This window comes from uncultured Odoribacter sp. (assembly GCF_937966165.1).
Taxonomy (GTDB): Bacteria; Bacteroidota; Bacteroidia; order Bacteroidales; family Marinifilaceae; genus Culturomica.
In genome coordinates, this window is record NZ_CALCLB010000016.1 from 116,120 (window position 1) to 137,143 (window position 21,024).

The 21,024-nt window shown below is 41.5% G+C and carries 15 protein-coding genes; 10 read left to right on the plus strand and 5 right to left on the minus strand.

From position 1 onward, the window contains the following. Positions 1-75: 75 nt before the first annotated feature. From Q0465_RS07195 to Q0465_RS07215, 5 genes are all read left to right on the plus strand, one after another. Positions 76-390 (plus strand): DUF3467 domain-containing protein, encoded by a 315-nt coding sequence (locus Q0465_RS07195; RefSeq protein ID WP_298614520.1) that lies wholly within the window; start codon positions 76-78, stop codon positions 388-390. A 505-nt stretch (positions 391-895) separates the two neighbouring features. Further along, entirely contained in the window at positions 896-2,065 is a 1,170-nt protein-coding gene (locus Q0465_RS07200) for a BACON domain-containing protein (RefSeq protein ID WP_298614521.1), read from the plus strand. A 19-nt stretch (positions 2,066-2,084) separates the two neighbouring features. After that, a complete protein-coding gene (locus Q0465_RS07205; RefSeq protein ID WP_298614523.1) occupies positions 2,085-4,736 on the plus strand; it encodes a BACON domain-containing carbohydrate-binding protein in 2,652 nt (883 codons plus the stop codon). Between the two features lie 30 nt (positions 4,737-4,766). After that, positions 4,767-6,218, plus strand: coding sequence for a BACON domain-containing protein (locus Q0465_RS07210; RefSeq protein ID WP_298614525.1), 1,452 nt, complete (start codon positions 4,767-4,769; stop codon positions 6,216-6,218). A gap of 329 nt (positions 6,219-6,547) precedes the next feature. Then, positions 6,548-9,343 carry an FAD-binding and (Fe-S)-binding domain-containing protein gene (locus Q0465_RS07215; protein WP_298614527.1) on the plus strand — a complete coding sequence of 932 codons (2,796 nt, stop codon included), beginning with the start codon at positions 6,548-6,550 and terminating at the stop codon, positions 9,341-9,343. Positions 9,344-9,375: 32 nt separating this feature from the next. On the opposite strand, the gene Q0465_RS07220 is transcribed toward Q0465_RS07215, so the two are convergent. Beyond that, entirely contained in the window at positions 9,376-11,958 is a 2,583-nt protein-coding gene (locus tag Q0465_RS07220; protein WP_298614529.1) for a leucine-rich repeat protein, read from the minus strand. A 561-nt stretch (positions 11,959-12,519) separates the two neighbouring features. Beyond that, entirely contained in the window at positions 12,520-13,899 is a 1,380-nt protein-coding gene (locus tag Q0465_RS07225) for an Ig-like domain-containing protein (RefSeq protein ID WP_298614530.1), read from the minus strand. 503 nt (positions 13,900-14,402) lie between these two features. Here Q0465_RS07225 and msrB point away from each other — a divergent pair. Next, positions 14,403-15,479, plus strand: a complete 1,077-nt coding sequence (gene msrB / locus Q0465_RS07230) for a peptide-methionine (R)-S-oxide reductase MsrB (RefSeq protein WP_298614852.1) — start codon at positions 14,403-14,405, stop codon at positions 15,477-15,479. A gap of 174 nt (positions 15,480-15,653) precedes the next feature. Here the strand turns inward: msrB and Q0465_RS07235 are convergent, their stop codons facing one another. Further along, complete coding sequence (locus Q0465_RS07235) at positions 15,654-16,793, minus strand: trypsin-like peptidase domain-containing protein (protein ID WP_298614532.1); 1,140 nt, start codon at positions 16,791-16,793, stop codon at positions 15,654-15,656. Positions 16,794-16,814: 21 nt separating this feature from the next. Then, positions 16,815-17,957 carry a hypothetical protein gene (locus Q0465_RS07240; RefSeq protein ID WP_298614534.1) on the minus strand — a complete coding sequence of 381 codons (1,143 nt, stop codon included), beginning with the start codon at positions 17,955-17,957 and terminating at the stop codon, positions 16,815-16,817. A 343-nt stretch (positions 17,958-18,300) separates the two neighbouring features. On the opposite strand from Q0465_RS07240, the gene Q0465_RS07245 reads away from it, so the two are divergent. The 4 genes from Q0465_RS07245 to Q0465_RS07255 all read left to right on the plus strand — a co-directional run bounded on the left by Q0465_RS07245 (position 18,301) and on the right by Q0465_RS07255 (position 19,468). Next, entirely contained in the window at positions 18,301-18,426 is a 126-nt protein-coding gene (locus Q0465_RS07245; RefSeq protein ID WP_298614536.1) for a hypothetical protein, read from the plus strand. A gap of 12 nt (positions 18,427-18,438) precedes the next feature. Beyond that, positions 18,439-18,570 (plus strand): GNAT family N-acetyltransferase, encoded by a 132-nt coding sequence (locus Q0465_RS13680; RefSeq protein WP_367274305.1) that lies wholly within the window; start codon positions 18,439-18,441, stop codon positions 18,568-18,570. 21 nt (positions 18,571-18,591) lie between these two features. Further along, positions 18,592-18,789, plus strand: a complete 198-nt coding sequence (locus Q0465_RS07250; protein WP_298614537.1) for a hypothetical protein — start codon at positions 18,592-18,594, stop codon at positions 18,787-18,789. A 103-nt stretch (positions 18,790-18,892) separates the two neighbouring features. Further along, on the plus strand, positions 18,893-19,468 hold the full coding sequence (locus tag Q0465_RS07255; RefSeq protein ID WP_298614539.1) for a lipocalin family protein: 576 nt from the start codon (positions 18,893-18,895) through the stop codon (positions 19,466-19,468). A 391-nt stretch (positions 19,469-19,859) separates the two neighbouring features. On the opposite strand, the gene Q0465_RS07260 is transcribed toward Q0465_RS07255, so the two are convergent. Continuing rightward, on the minus strand, positions 19,860-20,843 hold the full coding sequence (locus tag Q0465_RS07260) for an alpha/beta hydrolase (protein ID WP_298614541.1): 984 nt from the start codon (positions 20,841-20,843) through the stop codon (positions 19,860-19,862). Positions 20,844-21,024 lie beyond the last annotated feature (181 nt).

A 21,024-nucleotide genomic window follows, 5' to 3' on the forward strand; every position in this document is an offset into this window, starting at 1 on the left:
AACCTGATTCATATTGGAACGTTTGAATCTTTTGGACATTTTTACTTATAATGTTGAACATTTGAATGAAGACTTATGGAGGAAAATAAACAACAGATAGATATAGAGTTAAGCCATGACGTCGCTCAGGGAACTTATGCCAATCTTGCGATAATTACTCATTCCAGTTCTGAATTTATCCTGGATTTTATCCGGGTTATGCCCGGAATACCGAAAGCAGAGGTGAAAAACCGCATTATTTTAGCCCCTGAACATGCTAAACGGCTTTTGCTGGTTTTGCAGGATAACATCCGTAAATATGAACAGGTCTTCGGGAAAATAAATCTGCCCGGGGAAATCCCGGCAACCCCTATCTTTCCTGTGAATCTCGAACCCCACGGCCAAGCCTGACGTGACAGGGGGACGGTTCTTTTGTCACCGAATTTTAAATTTAGCTGACGTTTTATTGCTTCGGTTTCAGGGACATTTCCTATTTTAAGTAGCGATTCATTTATTTCCGCTAACTGAATGGGAATTGCTTTAACATAGCAGTGGGAAAAAGAGGTTTTGTTTTGTCAATTGCTTTGTATTCAGTGTTTTGCTTACCTCGAATTCTTCTTGGGACAAACTGTACATTTTTTTTGCATTTTATTAAGATGTCGGAAAAGAATCCTATTTTTTGCGGGCGGTTCATTTTGTTCTCTTATTACCTGTTTCTCGGTACATTATTTAAAATACTGTCGTTATCCGCTGCATCAAACCTGTCCGTTTCTTTCCATTTTTAATCAAAAAAAATTCTTTTTCTTACAAATTGCGGTTTATATTACCTATAATAATAGTGTTTTATATCTAAATTTTTTTGCAATATTATAAATATATGTTAATTTTGTATTAATACTAAAATAACATCAAAAATATGAAACGTTTTTATCAAATGTTCTTGCTTTCGCTATTGATTTGTAGCGGATGTAAAGAGACAGACGAGTCGATTATGGTGGATACATTGCTTTTATCAAGCAATCGTTTTGCCGTCACCTCGAACGGCGGTAGTACTATCGTCGCTATTACTTCGTCGTCAGAATGGAAGGCTACGGCGGAGGCTACATGGATTGCATGTACGTCGGATAGTAATTATTTGACAATTAAGGTGGAACCGAATGTGGAAGAGGCTATTCGAACGGCGGAAATCGCTGTTGCAACTTCTACAATGAGTGAGAACATCATCGTTAAACAGGAAGGAATGCATTCCGGAGCATCTTTTGAGCTTGTCTATGATGAAAGTCATTGTACGATGGATTCTGAAGGAGCTGAATTCACTGTTACGGTGATTGCAGATGTGGATTGGAAAGCTGAGGCGGACAATTCTTGGTTTACAGTAGAGGTAAACAAAGAAGCCAGCCGATTCTCGGTGAAAGCTCCGCAGAATGCCGGGGACGAACGGCAACATACGACCTTAACCGTGTCTGCCGGGTATGTTACACAGCAGATTGAGCTGTCTCAGCAAACCCGTTCGGAAAACGTTTTTTATGCATTGGAAGGTGTATGGAATTGGAATGCGCCAAGCTGGTATTACGGAAATGAAATATTAGGCGGGGGAGTAAATGCTTCGTGCCGTCTGGAGACTTATGTATATAATCAACAATATAAATTATTGGACTTGTTTTTAACAGGGTCAGGCTTGTATGTTACCTATGATCCCCAAACGGGGGGATTCACTATTCCGCTGGGTTGGAGTGTAGGCTACAGTGATTCTTATATATTTTACATTTGTGGAGTTGATATGGAATCCAGGGGATTGTCATTTGAGGGGGCATTGACTTTCGTGCCTGAATCCGGTAAACTTGTAGTCAAAAGTGATGTAAGCGACAAATTCCCGTATGTAGGGATTGTCGGTTATAACGGACAGAATTACACGCTTTTCAATAATATTTGTTATGCTCTTATTGACGGTTCTGTACTCGAAAGAAGTGATTCTCAAAGTTCGGCTGTTCAGCATGCGGAATATGGACGAATTATCTCTGGGGAAACAATGGATCATGCCCGTAAGCGGGGATATGCGACTTTTGAAATAAACCGGAATCTCTAAACGTTAATACAAACTTTTTATGAAAAAAATATTTTTTTCTTTACTGGTATACTGTATTGCACTTTGTTCGTGCGAGAAGAATACCATTACCTACACTTATCCTGAAGTACCTCAGTCTCCTGAGGGTATGGCTACCTTGACTATTTCGTCAAAAAATAAACTTTATACAGCTAAGGATGAGCACACAGGCGATGTGACGTTCAGAAGCCGCGGCGGGCAGTTGGTTTTGAATGTTAATACTAATCAGGAAAATTGGGCATATGATGCTGCTGGTGCTACATGGCTGACATTGGAAAAAAATGAATTGGACGAGTTGCATATTGTTGCAGAGGCGAATATGGAGCTGGAAGGCCGGGAAGCTGTTATTACTTTGCGTGCGGGAGGAGAAGAAGATGCGTCAGCAGCAACAGCAACGGTTAACGTTTCTCAAAATGCTTTTGGTGCGTTGGAAATCGGATCTGTCCCTGACACAGCGCTTATTCCGGCCCGCGGCAATACTGTGGCAGAATTTCTGATCGATTGCGGAACAGACGAATGGACGTTTGATTGTCCTTGTTCCTGGTTATTAGTGGAGAAACAGGATAACGGTAAACTTGTGGCGACAGCAGAAGATAACCTTTCTTTCGAAGAACGTTCAATTGCCATTACGCTGACTGCCGGGTCCGGAGAAAATACGGTTTCCAGTACAATAGATGTTACCCAGCAGGCTGCTGCTAATGTTTTTTCCGATCCTGCAGCTCTCTCGTTTCCAAATGCAGGAGGACAAAATGAGGTAACGGTTATATCGAATTATGAATGGAATTATGCTTGCGAAGCCTCTTGGCTTACTATCAACCGCGAAGGCAATGTGCTTCACATTAAAGCTGCAGATTATACTGAGTCGGAAAACCGGGAAGCGGCAATTGTCATTACGGCGGGCGACGGGAAGGAGAATATTACCACTTATGCTGTTGCTGTAACACAGTTAGGCCATGATCCTACCACTATGGTATTCGTGTTAAATGTTGCGACTGACGGAGCTAAAGCCTATCTTCCGTTAGCCGGAGTCGTTAACTGTACGATCTCTTGGGGAGATACGAGTGTAGAAGATGTGACGACAGTAAACCCGTCTCATACTTATGAATATGCCGGTGAATATATCGTTACGGTTAAAGGAACGGTTACCGCTCTGACTTTCCCGAGTTCAACGTCGCCGATTACGGCTGTAATCCGCAGTTATATTACGGAGGTACGTCAATGGGGAACTACCGGACTAACCAGTCTCAATAATGCTTTTTATAACTGTGCAGCACTCAAAAAAATTCCTACAGATAGTGATCAATCATTTGCAGAGGTAGCTACTTTTTCCGGAGCGTTCCGTAATTGCAATCTTCAGGAGATTCCGGCCGGATTGTTTGTGTCGGCCACTCAAGCTAAGATTTTTGATTACGTATTTTGCGGCAATAAAGCGATTCAGGAGATTCCGGCCGGACTGTTTGATAACTGCGTGGAAGCGACCTCATTTGCTTCAACTTTTTATCAGGTTGAAGGTATCACTGCTATCCCTGCCGGTCTATTTGATAAATGTCCCGAAATTACTTCTTTGAATTCGGCATTTTCCTCTACCTCCATTGCAGCAGTACCGGCAGATTTATTGAAGAATCAGGCAAAATTGACGGTTGCCAGCAGTTTATTCTCCAATACCAAACTGACGGCTATTCCTACCGGATTTTTGGATAATTGCCCTGAAATTACTACGCTTAACGGAGCTTTCCGTGGTTTAGAAATTACTTCTATTCCGGAAGGATTGTTTAAAAATACGACAAAATGTACCAATATGGGGTATATTTTTGCTTTATGTGATAAACTGGAATCCATTCCTGCTCATTTGTTTGATCCGCTTACTGAAAGTACTCGTTTTGATTATGCATTTCAGGGATGTTCTGTTCTGAAGCGGATTCCGAATGCTTTATTTGCTAATTTCACGAAGTGTTCAACTTATGGTAGTGCATTTGCCGATTGTATTGCTTTGGAAAGTGTTCCCGGCGATCTTTTCGCTAATGCCAGCAATGAGACAGGCTCAGGCTCTGTAAGTTTCCTTAAAACATTTATGAACTGCGGATCCCTGACAGACCTTCCTGCAGAGCTTTTTGCAACTGCAGATGCCACTACTTTTGAAAAAACGTTCCAGAATTGTACAGGATTGAAGAATATTCCTTCCGGGTTGTTTGCAAATAAAAACCGGGTTACAACATTTGCCAATGTATTTGATGGGTGTACCCGGCTGACGAAACTTCCGTCAGATCTTTTTGCCGGTTGTATGGGTACGAAGACCGCCACATACATGTTCCATAATTGCGAGGCACTGGAAGAGGTACCTGAAGGACTATTTGATGCTTTTGAACAGGTTACGACTTATGCTTATACTTTCCAGAATTGTACGGCTTTGGAGAGAATTCCCGCTGGTTTGTTTGATGCATCCAAAGGACTTACTACCGTCAATTATTTGTTCGCTGGTTGCTCGAAACTAAGTTGTGAATCACCCTACACATCCGTTGAAGGTGTTAAAATACATCTCTATGAACGTACTACAAGCAATGGTTTTACAAAGGCTATTACTTCAAGGACAAAATGCTTTAACGGTTGTACGGGACTTACTGATTACGAGGACATACCTTTAGTATGGAAATAATCTAAAACGACAATTTAAAACAATTCGGAAATGAAAAAAATAATTTATTCGGTGTTCATTTTACTGTTATTCACAGGAATGGGATGTACCGATGACAAAAATGTATACGAAGTAATGCCTCCGGTTGCTCCGGCACTTTCGGTTTCTTCTGCAAAGGTGATATTCGATGCAGACGGGGGACAAAAGGAAATAGTTGTCCTCTCCGATATAGAAGATTGGTCGTATGAAACAAGTGCTTCCTGGGTAACAGTAACCCGTGAAGGGGATATGCTTGTAATTGCGGCAGAAGCTAACACTACTTCTCAAATTCTGACTTCAACGCTTACTGTTATTGCGGAGCGTGAGGGAAAGTCTGCTAAAAAGAATATCCTTCTTGCTCAAGCCACTTATAAAGCCCGGAATCTTTCAGAGGACGGTACAGCGAATTGCTATATTGTATCCACGGAGAATTCCTATCGGTTTGATGCGACAGTCCGGGGGAATGGCAACAAAACAGGGGATGGTACCTCTGGTTATATTGAAGCCTTCGGGATACAAATCGATACTTCAAAAGCCGCTTATGCTGACTTATTATGGGAGAGTACTTTTGAATTCAACCGTTCGTCCTGTGCGAATGTGATGGATGGTATGCCTTATTACGATAACGGTAAGATCTATTTTTCAACTGGTACTTATGAGGGAAATGCTGTTATCGCCCTTAAAGACGGTGGCGGTAATATCCTATGGAGCTGGCATATCTGGGTTTGTAACGAACAAATGAAGTCTTCGGCAGCTAATGGTTATGAATTTATGGACCGGAATTTAGGCGCGTTAAACAACGTTCCGGGAGATATTAAAAACCGGGGGCTTTTGTATCAATGGGGACGTAAAGATCCGTTCCTCCCCTCTGGTTCTTCTTACGGTTCGAAAGAAAATGAACCCAACCGCCAGGTAGGAAACGGCAGTGGGAAATGGACAATTGAAGGCCAAATGCCGCTTCCTGTTACGACAGCACCGGGGAACATTCCCCATTCGGTTCAGTATCCTATGACTTTTTTCAGTTCTTATACCTCGGGCGTTTATTCGTGGTATATAGCTGTAAAAAACAACGTGGCCTGTAACAATAACTTGTGGGGAGAAGAGGAGAGTAGCAATGGAATACAGAAAAGTATTTTCGATCCCTGTCCGGTTGGATATCGGGTTCCGCCTGCTGTGGCGTTCGGTGACCTTACCCAATCAGAAACGGAATATGCTGCGAATTGGAGTAAAGCGGAGTCTTACGGTCGTTATTGGACCGGAGGAAATGGCGATTACTTTCCTTTCTCGGGTATAATTTTAATCTTTGATGGTATCAATGATACAGGGACACGGGCCTATTATTGGTCAACGACAATGGTTCCGGATGATGTTTACAGTCGTGATCTCTATTTGGCATCCGGACGGGCAACTATATTCCGGGCAGGACATGCATACGGATGTAATATACGTTGCGTGAAAGAATAGTAAAAATTTCTGAGGAAATATCCGGAAAGTCGATTTTGAAGATAAAGAATGAATACTTTTTGAGGGAAACAGACGGATAAAACGGAAGTTTCTGAATCAATGATTCACCAGACAATAATAGTCTCAAAGGTAAAGCATTACTAATCGGAAGAATAAACTTTCCGGATGTTTATTTTAATTCCGTTAACAGATCAGTTTCTTCCTTTTTCAGAAAGGGAGAGACTGATTTCTTTTTGTGCCCTTTCCGAAACAAAATAGGCGGGCTTGTTGTTTAACTTATAAACAGAAAATGAAAACAAAATAGTAAAGGGGTCTTTAATAAAGGAAAAATGAGAGAGCGGCTTACACAGGATTTATCGGGAGTATTTGCAAAACATCAAATATTGACATCGGATTTATACCGGGAGATTTATTCGAGGGACGGTTCCTATTTTAATATAAAACCGGAGGTGATCGTACGTCCTGCAAATGCTGCCGAGGTACAGCAATTGTTGGCAATTGCCCGTTTACACCAGGTGAGTGTGACGTTTCGGACAGGTGGAACTTCTCTTTCCGGGCAAAGCGTAAACGAAGGGATTATTTGTGAGTTAAGAACGGCCTGGAAGAGGAACGAAGTGAGGGAAAACGGGAAAAAGATTTGGTTCGAACCGGGATTGACAGCTACTCAGGTGAATCAATTGTTGCGGAAGTATCAGACGAAAATAGGTCCGGATCCGGCTTCATCCATTGCTGCCATGATGGGAGGGATTCTCTCGAATAACAGTAGCGGAATGCAGGCGGGTACTCGTTATAATGCGTATCATACCTTGAGTTATATTGAATTTATATTAGCAAATGGGCATTGGTACAATAGTAGTTCAGCGGAAGACCGGCATAGATTTGAAGAGACGGAGCAGGAACTTTGTCAGGGGCTGACAGAAATCCGGAAAGAGATATTGAGTAATGAAACGCTGCGGAAACGTATAATAGAAAAATACAAAATAAAGAATGTCACGGGTTATAGCGTCAATGCTTTTATCGATTTCGAACACCCTATGGATATTTTTGCTCACCTTCTTATCGGAGCGGAGGGTACCTTGGGGTTTATTGTTTCTGCGGAGTTGAACACGATTCCATTACTGTCGGTGTATAGTTCCGCTATGCTGTATTTTGAAAATGCGACTTTAGCAGCGGCAGCGGCTCCGGTTATTGGTAGTAGCGGGGCTGTTGCGGTTGAAATGATGGATTATGCTTCTTTGGTTAGTTTGGATTCCGGTAAATTAGATTTTCCAAAAGGCACTACAGCTCTCTTAATCGATTATGGAGCATCCGGTTCAGACGAGATGCAGGCTAAAATTGCAGAATTGACTCCGGCTCTTCGTAAATTAAAAGGAATTTTGCGGATGGAAGATTTTACCCGTACCGTAGCCGAACGGGAACATTTATGGGAAATCCGGAATGGGATATTTCCTTGCGTGGCAGGAGCCCGTATCCCCGGAGATGCCGTTATTCTGGAAGATGTTGCGGCTCCGGTAGACCGGTTGTATTTGTTAGTGGACGGTTTGCAGCAGTTGTTCCGGAAATACGGTTATGTCGGTGCTGTATTTGGACATGCCCGGGACGGAAATTTGCATCCTCTGGTTACTTCCGGTATGCAGGAACGGAAAAAAGTTGAGAATTTTGCCTATTTTATGGATAGTATGGTGGACCTTGTTTTGTCTTTAGATGGCTCTTTAAAGGGAGAACACGGAACCGGCCGTGCTGTTGCCCCTTTTGTAGAGAAAGAATGGGGGAGTGAGATCTTCAGTATTATGCAGCGATTGAAGAAATTAGCTGATCCTCAGGGGATACTGAACAGAGGTGTCATCCTGAACCCTGATCCGGAAGCCCATCTGCATCCTTTGAAAGAAATGACACTTTTTGGAGAGGATTTTGGATACGAACATGCGGATACTTGTATAGAATGCGGGTATTGTGAACATGTTTGTCCTTCCCGGAATGTAACCTTAACGCCGCGTCAGCGTTTACAGGCCCGTAGGATTATTAAGCGGGAAGGCGGTAAAGAACTGGAGAAAGAGTATGATTATATTGGAGAGAAGACCTGTGCTGTTGACGGAATGTGTCAGTTACCTTGTCCCATGGGAATTAATACAGGAATTGTGACAGATGCGTTGAGGGTGAAAAAGGCCGGAAAAGAAGAGTCAAAAATTATGATGTATGCGGCTGAACATTTTGAAACAGCTGAAAAAGAGATACGGGGCGTTTTAAAACTTGCAGTGGGTACGGAAAAAGTTTTATCGCCTTATCCCTTGATATGGGCTACTGATATTATGCATCGGATCATTCAGCAATTCCCTCACTGGTCAGAGCATTTTCCGATGCCCCGGAAGTTACATTTCCGTGAGGAAGCCTATCCGGATTTTATTTATTTCCCCTCTTGTGTAACCCGGATTTTCGGAGCTTCTACACTGAAGAAAGTGGATTTGATAACGGCCGTCCTGAGAGTAGCAGATAAAACAGGAGTAAGGGTCCGTTTACCTGAGGATACCCAGGGTTTATGCTGTTCACAGATTTGGGGACATAAAGGAAATCCGGAAGGGCAGAAGTGGATGGCAAACCGTACGGTCGAATACTTTTATAAATGGTCGGATCAGGGACAAATTCCTATTTTTTGTGATACGACCTCTTGTACTCACACCCTGTTGTATGAAACCGGAGAAAAAGTACTGACACCGGGAAATTTTCAGAAATACAAAAAATTGAAAATATTGGATATTACAGAATGGCTTAGGGATTATGTCCTACCAAAGGCAGAACACATAAATCCTAAAAGCCGTATCCTTTTGCATCCTACCTGTGCTTGCCGGATTATGGGATTGGTACCGGCTATGTTGGAGATTGCCCAAAAATGCGCTAAAGAAGTTGTATTACCGGACAATTGGGGATGTTGCGGAGCTTCAGGAGACAGAGGTTTTATATTCCCCGAACTTTCCGAATCCGCTACCCGGGAAGAGAATCAGGAAATTGCTGCCCAAAAATTTGACGGTTGTTATTCTTTGGCTCGCACCTGTGAAATAGCCATGCAGGATCATATTAAACAACCTTACGAATCGATTGTATATTTGGTTGATGAAACGATAAGGTGACAAAGGAACCGTCCCTTTGTCACCATTTAGAGTTAATTTTCAGGTTGATAAGGCACAATGGATTTCCAGTCGTAACCTTTCCAGTTTGTAGCTGTTACATTTTGTATCTCGATGCCATTGGAATTGAGATAGAGGTCGCAAGTAGAATAAGAAGCCTCCAGAAATACGTCGGTAGCGTTGAATTTGATTTCTTCGGTGGTGCCGAACTTAATGGTCGTCAGACCGGTACATTTCCGGAAAGCCTTAGAATCGATATAGGTCACACTTGGAAGCGAGATTTCCGCTAAACTTGTACAGGAAAGGAACATTTGATACCCCAGAGTGTCGGCTTTCGGAATATTTATTTCCTGAAGTTTGATACAGTTATTAAAAGCATTGGTTCCGAAAAAGGTTACTTCCGGTAAAGAGATCGATTCAAGAGCACTGTTGGTATGGAAAACAAAATTACCAACGCGTTTTACGTTCGGTAGGTTTACCTGGGTGAGTGCCGTACAACGATAAAACATATAGCTGCTGAGATTGGTCAGAAGTGGAATATCGACTTCTGTCAAGGCAATACAATCTGCAAAACAGCGGGGATCGATTGTTTTTACAGAAGTGGATTTAAAACTTTTCAAAGAAGAACAATATTCAAAGCATTCCATACCTAAATATTCTGCTTTAGGAATGGACACTTCTTTTATACCTGCACATTTAGCAAAGGTATAGTTGTTCAGGGTTTTTGCATGGGGTAAGTCCAGGGACTGTAAACTAATACAATTGTTAAAAGCAAAGTTTCCTATATTTTCTGCTACAGGTAAGGAAAGATTTTCCAGTACCTGACAATCCTGAAAAGCGTTTTCACCGATGTACCGGGCTGAGGGTAATGAAACATTTTTCAAGGCTGCACATTTGTAAAAAGCATTTCCGGCAATCGTATCGGCTTCTGTCAACGTAACTTCTGTCAGCTGATTACAGGTGTAGAACGCTTTTTCCCCGACTCTGCCGGTATTCTTCAGACAGTCCGGAATCTTTTTTATAGCGGTATTGGTGAACATAAAGTCGGTAACCGTATTTAAAACCGGAGCTGTAAGGGTTTCAAAAGAGGTACACTGTGCAAAAATATAAGTTCCGGTCTTTCTTAATTTCGGAAATTCTGCAGAAACGAGGGCCGAACAATGTGCAAAAGTATAATCGTCAAATTCAGTCACTTCCGGAAGTAAAATAGAAGTCAGGGATTTACAATAATAGAATGTACCGTAATCTAACTTTTTAACTTGGGGAAGAGAAACATTTTTCAGAGCGGAACAAGTATAAAGAGAAGATTTGCCGGCTTCCTGTAAAACCGGAAAATTCACTGTGACAACCGCTTTACAATTGGCAAAAGCATAGGGGTCCAGTTTTTCGACTTTTTCACATGAAATCCGGGTTAGCTTGGAACAATTATAAAAGGTATGATCTCCTACGATTAGTGCTTCGGGGCAATCTATCGTCAATAGTGATGAGCAGGCCCTGAAAGCATTTGCTCCGATTCCCTTGGCCTGCAGTGCTTTAAAAGTAGTAAAGGAAGCCGGTAATGTAGTCTTTTTGGTGTCCGGATTATAGAAACAATTTTCCGGGATTGTTCCCGTATAATCCTGAATGGTAATAGAGGAAATACGCGGGAATTTCAATAAGGCTGCCCATGCTTCTTCGTTCATGTCCCCTGTGACAATTAATTCTTTGATATAAGGTGCTGTTACTTCCGAATAAGAAGCTAAAGCTTGTCCTTCAATGGTGAGTATTGTGTCTACGGGTAATGGTTCTGTTTTACCTGAATCTCCCCATTCTCCTGTTTCGACTTTTGCTACGACAACGGATTCCCCTTCAATACTTAGTGTATATTGATAGGCATATCCGGCGGTCATAGCCGGTATTCCCTGTAATGACATTTCTTTGTCGCCGGCCACAAAAGTAACGAAGTTTTCAGCGGCAGCTTCTTTATTTCCGGTTATGATCAAGGCTGAATAAACTGCGGACTGATTTTCCCCGGTTTGATAGGGAGTAACGACAACCGCTTCTTTTACTGCCACACCATTGGCAATACCTTTACAGGGAGAAGTAATCTTTACCTCTGTAATTGTACCTTCATAATCCGGAATGCGGAAGCTGACTTTCGTTGTAAGGCGGGAAAAGTGAAGGGTGGCGGTTTTGTTTGCCGGACTTTCTGCTATAAGAAAAGGATCGCAAATCATATAGTCGGCTGCAGCCAGATTTTTTTGGTCTTTCTGATCCGCCGGCAAAGAAAATGTTTTCATGGATATGTCGTCTGTGCCCGGATAATAACCGCTTAACTCTAATCCTTCTTCTCCCCAAAGTAGATATACATTGCTATCCACGGGTGTCCACACATTGTTGGTAAAATAGTAAAGGAAACTACTGTCATTTGTTACGACACAGATCTGATTGCCTGCTGCCCATTGCGTTCCTTGTACATCCTCCGGGTTTGTCCTGCTTTCCAAACCAATTACGGCATTAATAATGACCGCCTCTTTTTGAGCCGGAGGCGGAATAATTCCCTGTTCATCATCCTCTTTACATGAAAATGTCAAAATTGATAAAATTAAAACAGCCCACACTAAATAATTCTTTTTCATCCCAATAAGATTATAAGTTCTGTTACCCTTAAACAGAAATGGATAAATTTTTAACATAAGAAGGGTAATCTTTCAGACAGATCTTATGTTATTTTTCATAAGTTTTGGTTTATAAGATCAATTGCCTACTTAAAAAATACGACTTTAGGTATATTTATGCATTTCCTAATGTAAATTTCTTCAAATGAAAGAGAAAATAAAGTGTTTATCCCTTGTAATGCTCTTAATTTTGAAGGAGAAGAAATTATAAACTGCATAAAAATACAATTATATTTAAAAATAATTCATTTTTTTAAGTTAATTTTAGAAAGAACTGAAAAAACTTTTTTCAGTTCCGGCAAAACGAAAAGCTATCTATTGAGCCGGAGGACGATAGATTTCAGTAAGGGAATAAGTTGAAAATAGCCGTGTCACCTTTTTCTTCAATGGGGATTATGTTGTAGTTTCGTGTTGTCCGCAGGAGTATGCCGGTGGTTTTAAAGTCAATTATGGAAAAAGAAGTAGTTCTGTCTTATGCAAAAGGGAACTACTTCTTTTCGGGCAGATTATCTGTTCTGACCGTTAAAATGCCAGAATAGGACGGGCTACACAATCGCCGTCGTACCATTCGGTCATGCATTCGACAAGTCCGTCCTGACCGATGTTCATTATACATGCGGATTCAGCATCGTAAGGGGTTGAAGTCCACATGGAACCGTAATTATGGTAACTGTCGCTTCCGATTGTATGCAGTTCGTCTTTGTCTGCTGCGGAAATTTTGGACATAGTGGCGTTAAAGCGGGCCAGTACATCGTAAGAAACCTTTTCCGAGCAATAGAAGGTTGCATCTTTGGAAAGTGTCTGCCATTCTTTCATAACGGAGGCTACATCGCTGCCGCAAAGGTTGGCGACCATATCCCACATCTGCCCCGTACTGGGCAGGAACCAACCACTGGTAGAAGCCGGCGCTTCGAGGGGAAAATGATTTAATACCAGATCGAAAGCAGGCATCATCGTTGCTATATTATCAGTATAGGTTTCTTTTACGGTCTGGGTTTCGGTATATCCGTTTACATTACTATACCAGGTAGAAGCCAGTTTGGCTCCTTTCAGGCAGGAAAAATCCCAGTCCTGCGACCAGAAAGTTGTTTCTTTTTCCTCCCCGTGAGCGGTTTTGACAGCCATAACATAGCCGTGTGTATAACCGGCCTCCTGATCTGTTGGGGCAATGCGGTCGGGAAAGGTTTGAAAAACGATGCCGATCACTGTTTTATCTGCCAAAGGAGCTGGTTTGGTTTCTGCCCAGACAGCATTCAGCCCGTCCGCTTCTATGCTGATAAGGCCGCCATCGCTCCAACTTCCGTCGGAGTAAAAGTAATCTCCGATTTTAGGAGCCAAGGCGTTGACTTTTACCGAACAAGTTGCAGAGAAGTCGCCTGCAGTTGCCGTAATGACGGCATTTCCTGCGGCAATTGCTGTAACAATACCGTTTTCGACAGTAGCTACTTTGCTATTGTCCGATGCCCAGCTTACGGTTTTATCCGTTGCATTTTCGGGAGTAACGGTAGCTACAAGGGTATCCGTATTACTGATATAGAGTGTCAAATCCGTTTTGTTCAGGGAAATTCCGGAAACCGGTTCCGCTACTACCTTTACTTTACAATGAGCCGTGGCTTCTCCGGCTTTTGCAGTAATATTTGCTTCTCCGGTGCTTACAGCAGTTACGACCCCATTCTCCACCGTAGCTACGACTGTATTATCTGAGAACCACGTAACGTTTTGTCCAGTAGCATTGGGGAAGATCTGAACTGTGATCGTAAGTGTTTCACCTACCTTGATGGTACATTCTTCCGGATCTAACTTTATGACCGTGGACGGTCCTTCCTCTTTGTCATCCTCACAGGCAAATAAGCAAAGAGAGACAAAAATCAACAAGGTCCATTTGAAGAGTAATTTTTTCATACATTTTGGGTTTAATTATTAATATAAAAGTGATTTTTATACCGACATTCCATCAATCGGAAGCTCCAGAAATACGGATTTGCCTGTTTCTGAAGCCCTTGTCGAAGGGATGACAATCGATTTATTTAATAAATTTAAATATATAAAAATAATTAATATGTTACTTGTTTTAATAAAAATAGATGATATGAATATTTAATATTATCGTAAAGTCAAAAGAAGGGATTTAAAATGTATTTAAAATTTCCTGTTTGATAATAATATATATTTTAAGCATTTAAGCAGAGGAACTTTTGAGTATGTTGAACAGATGTATACATACATTTTTCTTTTTTATCCGGTGAACATTTATCTTTGTATACGGGAAGAGAAGAAAAAAGAAAGTTATGTGTAAATGGATAACTTTTAAGGGAGTATTTACGATAAAGGAGTAGGGTTAAAGATTAAAAATGAGAAGTTTAATAATTGTAATTGCATTACTGGCAGCAGGTCATTTATCCGGAATGATCTGGAAAGGAAAACCTGTTGCCAAAAAAGAGGAGGGGAGCGTAATGGATAATCAGAAGGAGATTTATTTAGCAGGAGGTTGCTTTTGGGGGACGGAGCATTTTATGAAACAAATCCGGGGGGTAAAAAGTACACAAGCGGGTTATGCTAACGGAAATGTCGTCAATCCGACTTATCAGCAAGTTTGTCGGGGGAATACCGGATTTGCAGAAACTGTAAAAGTCATATACGACCCGCAGGAAGTAGATTTACCGCTTTTACTAGGACTCTATTTTAAGACGATAGATCCGACGAGTTTAAACCGTCAGGGAAACGATAGGGGTACACAGTATAGGACCGGAATTTATTATACCGATAAGGCAGATCTTCCGGTAATAGAAGAGGCTGTCCGGACATTAGCCCGGAAATATGCGGAACCTTTGAGGATAGAAGTAAAACCTTTGACAAATTTTTATTCAGCTGAAGGTTATCATCAGGATTACCTGGATAAAAATCCCGGCGGTTATTGCCATATTAATCCGGCATTGTTTGAAGTTGCCCGGAATGCAAATCCGGAAAGACAAAAAGGAGCGGAATCCTCAGCTTCTGCAGCGTCCGATAAAATCAGGGGGCGGGAATACCGTAAACCGGATGATGACAGTTTAAAGATCCGTTTATCTGCGGAACAATATGCGGTTACTCAGAAAAATGCAACCGAACCTCCTTTCCGGAATAAATATTGGAATGAGTATAGAGAAGGTATTTATGTGGATATTACGACAGGAGAACCTTTATTTATCTCTTCGGACAAATTTGATTCGGGTTGTGGCTGGCCCAGCTTTTCACAACCCATACAGAAAGGATTGATTGAAGAAAGAATGGATACTTCACACGGGATGAGAAGGATTGAAGTGCGCAGCAAGACCGGAAATGCTCATCTTGGGCATGTTTTCAATGACGGGCCGAAGGAGAGCGGAGGTTTACGGTATTGCATCAACAGTGCTTCTTTACGGTTTATTCCCAAAGAAGATATGGAAGCGGAAGGATATGGGGAATATCTGCCGTTATTAAAGAAAGAAAATAAAACGAAGTAAATATTCAAAATTTCGGGTGATTAACAAGGGGCTGTGTCCCGTTAACACCGCCTCTTCTGTTCCGCAGAGGAACGAACCTCCGATTCTGTTTAAAGGCTATAATCAGGAGTTTCGTTCGTCTGCGGAACGTTTCTTTCCTTTTAAGGGGGAATTACCGGGAAGAGAGAAACACTTTTAAAACCCTACTTTGAATTCAGCCATCTGTTGTGTATTTTGTAAAGAAGAAGAGCTGTCTGAAGGATCGGTACGGGTGCAAGGTGGAAATCCGCACCCATAGGTTTCAGCCAGATAACCGGACAGTTGATCAGCCCGGGAAGCCATTTCCGTAATATTTTTCTGAATAATACGATCTGTATCAGCCAAAATGTCGGAAAGGTGAATCCGGTAAGATAGGAAAATCTGATTTCCATTCAGGCCGATTTGATAAGGACCCAGGTCCGGAACAGTTAACAGATAATTTAATAGAGGGCCGAAGTCCTTTTTGGGTAAAGTATTAATCGGAGAAGTACAGAATAAAAACGATTGCTGGTAAATGAATATACGGATTTCGGATTTATCCCGGTGAAAAGTCCAGTTTTCATGTCCTCTGCGGGCTAAAAGCGGGTTCACCCCCATATCTTCGATTGCTCTTTCGCAGTATACAGCGATATCGGTCAAGGGACGTTCGTTAAATAAATAGAAGGGAATTTTATTGCCGCAGGAGGGACAATAGTCTTCTTCCTCTGTGATGATTTCGTCACAGCAGCTGCATTGGAGATTGAGATATTCCGGGTTTAAATTCCGGCTTTTCTCCAAAAGGGGAAGTAAGGTCGGAATGGGAATTCCGAATCCCATATTGTCTGCATTCGTAAATTTACTGGTAGTGACAGCAATGACTTCTCCTTTTTCATTCAGCATGGGGCCTCCGCTATTACCGGGATTAACGGCTGCGTCTGTTTGCAGATGGTAATAACCGTCCATATATTGATGGGGAGAAGAAACCGTCCCTTCTGTAACTGTAAAGGGCATACCGAAAGGGTAACCGGCTACACGGATTTTACTACCGATAGCAGCTTCTTCTGAAGCCAGTTGTAATGCGGGCAGAAAGGAAAAATCGCTTTCTGCTTTCAGTAAAGCTACGTCCAGGTCCGGATTTGCCAGGACAACCTTTGCCGGATAACGGTTACGATGGTGATCCTCCAGGGCAACCTGACGGAATCCCTCTACTACATGACTGTTTGTAACAAACAAATTATAGTCTTTCAGGTAAAAACAACTGCCGGAACCTCTGGCTTGACTGACTTTATATATAGATTGATAAATTTGTTCTAACATGGTATATGATATTAATAATCTTTAAGCTGCAACCGGATTTTGATTGAGAGTTGTTTTCTGCGGGCTTTGCATAATGGTTTCCAAAGCCTGATATAAAATAGGGGCCGCCTGACTCCAGGGACGGGCTGAGGCTTGGGTTAAAGCTTTAACCAGAATATCATTCAAATCCTCCTGCATATGGTTGTAATAATAAGTTTCGTAGAATTTGTGTGTAATCCGAAGACAGACATTCCTATAGTCGCCGGCTTCCAGACTGGCAGTAACCTGTTTATAACATTTTTCGTAATTTTCCCTTATATTTTGTAAATTAGATCGCTGTTTATCAGAGATAAAAGTTGCTGTATAATAAAGACTTTCCGATAATTCTTCCTGGGAAAGCGACTGCAATTCTTCTAAGGTTTGTCTGGCACTCGTAATAATGGCTGCCAAAGGAATCGTACGGTCCAGATCCTGAATTGCTTTTTCCAGGGTATTGCGCAATTCTCCCTGAGGATGAACCGTATACATTATTTTGAAAAAAGTTGTGGAGAGGAGATTCCACATATCTCCGAATTTTCGCGAAGATTCAAAATACCTCAATCCTTGCAGACATTCCTTACAACTTTGCTGTATGGTATTATAGACATAGGCTGTTTCTTCCGGAGTATAGGGAGTAAAGAAAGGACGGTCTATCCGCTGTGCTGCAAATAAATCCCGGAATTCATAGTCATATTTACTCCCAATAGTACAAATCTCTTTCAGAACGTAACGGATTTTGCGGGGATGGGAAAATGTCAGAGGGCAATGGTATTCAAAATAAAAACGACCTTCTTTTAAAACAATGCATGCTAAATCGAGTTCGTTAAAATTCAGACTACTCACTTGCCTCATCATCGCAATTAAATTTTTTTCCGGCAGGGTTAGAAAAGGTACAGTAATATGGAGTTGTTTTTCGTCCTGCTTTAAGTGAATAAAAAGGGGACCATGAGGGATCTGGAACGCATTGCCTTGCGGATTATTATATGTATTTCTCAAATTCTTGTCAATAGAATCCAGCAACAAGTGAAGAGATTTTAAATATTCTCCGTTTTCAAAAGCTTCTATACTTAAGTCAAAGATTTCAGTATTGCTTTTGCTGGCTGTGGAAGCTATAACAGAAGGATAAAAAGTAAATGTCTGTTTCATGAAATAAAACTGTTGTTTAGATTTTAAGTTTATTTATCGGGCACGTATACAAAAATACATCGGCAAGAAGGATTTTGCAATATGTAACTAGCTGATTTTAGTATTTTTATGTAAATATTAGTTGCTTTAAATTTGATTAAGTAAACTTTAGATTTATGTCTTATAAATGAGATTTCGGGAGGTAAAAAAGGAAATAACAAGGTAGATATTAGCTAAAACAACATTTATTGGGGAATATAAAAATTTATTGTTTTTTTGAAAAATACTTATATAAAATTCCGGAATAAAATAGGCGGAAGTAAGCATAAAAGAGGATATAAAGGAATGAAATAAATTTTTGCTTATGGGTAATTTGAATAAAACGGGAAGCGGGGAAACACTGATGATATGGGAACGCGTAGAGGCAGATGCCATTCCTTATGCATTGCTTTATTTGGCAGATCCTTCCGGGGAGGATGTAGGGGATTAGATAAAAAGAGGGATTTGTTATCTGGCCGAATATAGAGGGGAAATTATTGGTGAATATGTATTACTGAAGACCCGGCCTTTCTCAATGGAATTGGTAAATATTGCTGTTGCTGAAAATTGGCAGGGAAAGGGTGTGGGGAAATAATTAATTTTTCATGCACTTGAAGTGGGACGAAGAAAAGGAGCTCAGATGCTGGAAGTGGGTACCGGAAATGCAGGGATAGGCCAATTGGCTTTATATCAGAAATGTGGTTTTACAATAATAGAGATAGATTTCGATTTTTTCCGGAAAAATTATACGGAGAGCATCTTTGAGAACGGGATTGAATGCCGGCATATGGTCCGTTTGAGTATGGATTTATAAGCCAGATGGATGTATTTATTTTTGTATGTTTATAATTCTGTTTTATTTATTTAATTTTGTAATATCTATTTTGTAAAACAGTCTCATCTAAAAACGAACAGATATGAAAACAGGACAATTATTATTCGGGATACTCTTCTTGATTTTTTGGGGGAGTGCGTGTCAAAACAGTAAAGTACAATCCATAAAGGGGGTGATTACTGAAGCTTCAATGAATACACTGATGATCACTACTGCCCGGGGAGACGTATTGACAATCAGTACTGTAAATGCAGAAAAAGTAGTAAAAGATGGGATTTTATTGGGGGATACTGCGACTGTATATTATGCCGGAAAGCCTGAAAGGGGAGTATTAATGGCAACTAAAATTGTAGTAGTGCCCGGACAAAGGGAATGTCCGAAGATAGTGGGGACATGGTTGGAGACTGTTAACGGGATGCCGGGAGAAACGCAGGGAATACGTTTGGAAACAGATGGTATGGCGGAATCAGTCAATATGGCTACTTTGGTATACGAGCGGTGGCAGAAGGAAGGGGATAAACTGCTGTTGAAAGGAAAAAGTCTGGGAAATGGACAGACCATTGTTTTTACGGATACATTGCATATTGAAAAACTTTCAGCTGATTCCCTGATCCTGAAGAATGGGGATTACAGCTTGAGGTATTTCAGAAAGAAATGACCGGTTTACTATCTTGTTTTGCCTGAAAGCTTGGGGTTGCGTTCGTTATAGCGTAACATTCCGTTTCCGCTGTAGAGCCTAGACTTCCTCCTTTTAGACGCATGCGCCTGATGCTGGTGGATAACCCGGCTGTAAGGCCGCTGCAGCTTCCCATCCTCTTCCCTCGCCAGGCCTCTGAGGCAAAACAAGACGGAGGAGAAGCTGTCTGTACCTTGAATAACCGGTATTCAGGGCGGTTTGTTCAGAACCGGAGGTCTGTTGTATTTGCCGGATCCTGCAGAAATAAGTGTCTTTTCATTTGAAATCCGGAATGTTAAAAAGCACCGGGTTATTTGCCGGCTGATCAGTTCCCGTTTTAGAGAACAGACTTTTCGGATTTCTTATTGTCTGCTTAATTCAGGTATTTTTTTAGCATGGCGCTCGTTAACAGGATAAGGGCGCGGACTTCCGGAAGTTTTGCAAATCCGTTAAGCATGCCCCAATCGTGTATAACTCCGTTAAAACGGACTGTTGCTACATCTACTCCTGCTTCGTCGAGAAGGCGTCCCAATGCTTCCCCCTGATCGCGGAGAATATCGTTTTCGGCTACTTCGATTAAAGTGGGCGGAAGTCCTTCTAATTGTCCGGCAGAAGCCTGTAAAGGGGATAAATGGATGTCCTTTCTGGCTTTTTCGTCCGTAGTATACTGATCGAACATCCATTTCATCAAAGAACGGGTGAGAAAACGTTCTTCTCCATATAAATCATAGGATTCCCAATTGAACGTTGCGTCCGTTACGGGCCACATCAGAATTTGTACTTTGATTTCGGGGCCTTGTTTTTCTTTTGCAAGGAGACTGGTAATAAAGGCCATATTACCCCCTACGCTGTTTCCTACAATGCCGAGTTTATGCCCGTCTACTTGAATTTCATCCCCATTTTCAGCAATCCATTGGGTAGCAGCATAAATTTCGTGTATCGCTTGTGGAAATTTTGCCTCGGGCGAAGGAGTGTACTCGATAAAAACACAGGCCAGACCGGATTCTGTCACCAAATCCCGGACTAATCGTTTATGAGTAGGATAATCTCCCAATACCCAGCCTCCTCCGTGAATAAATATAAATGCAGGTAGTTTTCCTTCCCTTCCTTCAGGACGAATAATATGGAGTTTGATTGTAAATTCTCCCGCCTGTATATTTTTTTCGGATTCTTCTATGCCGGAGAGGTCTGTCTTTACATTTGCCTGTGCATCTGTCAATACTTTACGTGCTTCCGGGACCGGCAGGGATTCTACAGGTTTCCCTCCGGCATTGAGAACTTTCAAATATTCTTTTGTGCCTTTGCTGAGATGTTTATCTTTCAGATAATCAGGAGTTTTCGGCGAATTTGTTTTCATTATTTTGTTTTTATCGGGTTTAAATGTTCAAGTGATATCGTGCCTGAAAGATCAGGTGAAGAAATGATTGACAGTACTTTGTACCGGATCAGAATACAGGTAATCAGAAACTTTTATTTTGCAAGTCGGCAAAATAAAAGTTTGGCAAGGGAAGATAGGTGAGCATTTTTACGTTTGAATA